General features: G+C 58.0%; 5 protein-coding genes. 3 read left to right on the forward strand and 2 right to left on the reverse strand.

The features are described from left to right. Both WH91_RS20900 and WH91_RS20905 read left to right on the forward strand, forming a co-directional pair. Window positions 1-595: ferric reductase-like transmembrane domain-containing protein (locus tag WH91_RS20900; RefSeq protein ID WP_046172948.1), on the forward strand; the 595-nt coding region annotated here is incomplete at its 5' end. Window positions 596-683: 88 nt separating this feature from the next. Next, window positions 684-1082 carry a YkvA family protein gene (locus WH91_RS20905; protein ID WP_046172949.1) on the forward strand — a complete coding sequence of 133 codons (399 nt, stop codon included), beginning with the start codon at window positions 684-686 and terminating at the stop codon, window positions 1080-1082. A 270-nt stretch (window positions 1083-1352) separates the two neighbouring features. On the opposite strand, the gene WH91_RS20910 is transcribed toward WH91_RS20905, so the two are convergent. After that, window positions 1353-1562, reverse strand: coding sequence for a hypothetical protein (locus WH91_RS20910; RefSeq protein WP_046172950.1), 210 nt, complete (start codon window positions 1560-1562; stop codon window positions 1353-1355). Between the two features lie 51 nt (window positions 1563-1613). Then, the gene (locus WH91_RS20915; protein WP_046172951.1) at window positions 1614-2093 is read right to left on the reverse strand and encodes a MerR family transcriptional regulator; all 480 of its coding nucleotides are present in this window, start codon (window positions 2091-2093) and stop codon (window positions 1614-1616) included. A 67-nt stretch (window positions 2094-2160) separates the two neighbouring features. Between WH91_RS20915 and WH91_RS20920 the strand changes: the two genes are divergently transcribed. Beyond that, the coding region (locus WH91_RS20920; RefSeq protein ID WP_144408406.1) for a cation transporter at window positions 2161-2364 on the forward strand (204 nt) is incomplete at its 3' end.

Below are 2364 nucleotides of genomic sequence, written 5' to 3' on the forward strand. Positions count from 1 at the left end.
CTCAAGCACCAAGCCTTTTCCCGCAGCACCAGGCAAGTTTGTCCTGTTGAGGCATGTTGACCAGCGACACCCATTCTCGATCTCCGGCATCGATGCGTTGGGCCGCGTCCGACTTTCTATCAAGATGTCAGGTCCGTTCACCCGGGGCCTGTACAATATCGGCGTCGGGACAGAGGTAATCCTTCACGGTCCATACGGCCATTTCGGAGAGAATATCCTGTCCGCGGCGGGACCGCAGCTGTGGATCGCTGGTGGCATCGGCATCACGCCATTTCTCTCGGCGCTACAAGCCCTGTCCAAAGCAAGAACCGACCAAATTGTGCATCTGATCTGGTCCGTACGTAGCAAGGGCCAGGCGATGTATGCCGCCGAAATCGCAACTTTGATGGCTTCCATGTCCAATGGCCGCTTCACGATCCACGACAGCGGTTTGTACGGCAAGCTAACCGCCGCCGCTGCTCTTGGCGGCGCACCGATGGCCGAGCATGTCTTCCTGTGTGGGCCGGGAGCGATGACGAGCGACCTAGAAGCGCAGTTTCAGACCACCGGGCTACGTGACGAACAGATCGTCAGCGAGCGTTTTAAGTTTCGTTAGGCAAAGGCGTCCGGCGACGTGGTGCCCGATTTCATCATGGAAGAAGTGTTGGCGAAGATCGCCACGATTGCACAGGAGAGCAGCGAAAGTGACCGATAGCGGCAGTGGATGGTTACAAAAAGCGAAGACCTGGGCACGGTCGATCAAGCGAGACGTGGTGGCCCTTTGGATCGCGGCGCGGGATCGACGGGTGCCGTGGTATGCAAAGCTCGCGGCGGGATGTGTTGCCGCCTACGCACTGTCCCCGATCGATTTGATACCCGATTTTATACCCGTACTCGGCTACCTCGATGATATCATTCTGGTGCCGCTCGGTATCATGCTGGCGGTACGGCTGATCCCCGCCCCATTGATGGTGGAGTTTCGCGCATTGGCGGCGGCGAGGGAGGGACGACCTATGAGCCGTTTCGCGGCTGCGGTCGTTATCGTGATTTGGCTGATTTCTGCGGCCTTGCTTATCTGGGCATTTTGGCTACGCCGCGCTTGACGCTACTTCCTGGAGAAGGAAAGGGCCGTTCCCCGGTACTCAACTCAATGTTGAACCTAAGAGCCCCGTAGCCTCTGGATGGTGAGCCTTCGGGCGATAGGGCTACCGCATCGGCGCAAGCTGGTTCCTCTGTGAGGACGCAAGACGGTTTCCATACGGAATTTTGGTTCCAGAGATAGGTCCTGCGGGGCCTATTTTCGTTTTATCTGCATGACCGGTATGGTCCTGTTCACCTTCGCCAGCCTCACCTCAGCTGAATTCACCGCAAAGCTATTGGATCGACTGACTTTCGCCAAATCCTACGACCTCGGGGAGGAAGGCCGATACCGCCGTTATCTGCTCGTGCTGCCGATGATCCTCCAGAACCCCATCGGTCTCGGCGTGCTTCAGTTCGAGAAAATCTTCCCGTCGAGTCGCCCGGCGAATGTCCTTCACCACCTGCTCGGCAGGCTTTTTGGTGTTCGAGGATTTGGCGGTCATCTTGGTTCCTTCGTCATCCGACGAGACCAAAACACTCCTTAAAGCTCAACCCTAAATCTGTGCCATGGGTAATGACGGTGGACAGTGTTGGTGTTGGTGTTGGTGTTGGTGTTGGTGGTGCTTGCACTTGCCGTGGTCGGCCAGGATTTCGATCACCCGGCACGTCTCGACCCGACCATGGCTGCACCCGACCACCATGCGCTCGAGTTCGTGCTGCAGCGCGGTCAAGCTGGCGATCTTCTCCTTGACCTCAACAAGGTGGGATTTCGCGATGGTATCGGCATCCTGGCAGGACTGGTCGGGACGATCCTGCAGCAACAGCAAAGTGCGGATCTTGTCGATGTCGAACCCCAGCTCCCGGGAGTGTCGGATGAAAGTCAGCCGCTCGTTGTCCTTCAGGTCGTAGGTCCGTCGATTTCCCTCGGTCCTCGGGGGAGCCGGCAGCAACCCGATCTGCTCGTAGTACCTGATCGTCGGCACCTTCACGCCCGTGGCTTCGGATACCTTGCCGATCGCGATACCGTGACTCATTTTGTGCTTGCTCCTACAGTGGCTAGAGGATGTACGCCGGTCGGAAGGAATTCAAGGCGTCGGCGCGATGATCGCAGGGATTGATACGACACGCTTCCGTGTAGAGGGCATGGATTGTGCTAGCTGTGCCACCAAGGTCGATACCGCGGTTCGCAGGATCGAAGGCGTCGAGGAAGTTTCGGTTTCGGTCGTCTCCGGCACGATGACGGTGATGCATGCGACAGGGACCGACCTGGGCGCCGTGGCGGGAAAAGTTTCCAAGCTCGGATAC

This window comes from Devosia psychrophila, from assembly GCF_000971275.1.
In the GTDB taxonomy this organism is placed as follows: Bacteria; Pseudomonadota; Alphaproteobacteria; order Rhizobiales; family Devosiaceae; genus Devosia; species Devosia psychrophila.

Coding starts and splice junctions, on each gene's coding strand:
- WH91_RS20910 (WP_046172950.1), bottom strand. CDS start 1,562: ATGACCGCCAAATCCTCGAACACCAAAAAGCCTGCCGAGCAGGTGGTG.
- WH91_RS20915 (WP_046172951.1), bottom strand. CDS start 2,093: ATGAGTCACGGTATCGCGATCGGCAAGGTATCCGAAGCCACGGGCGTG.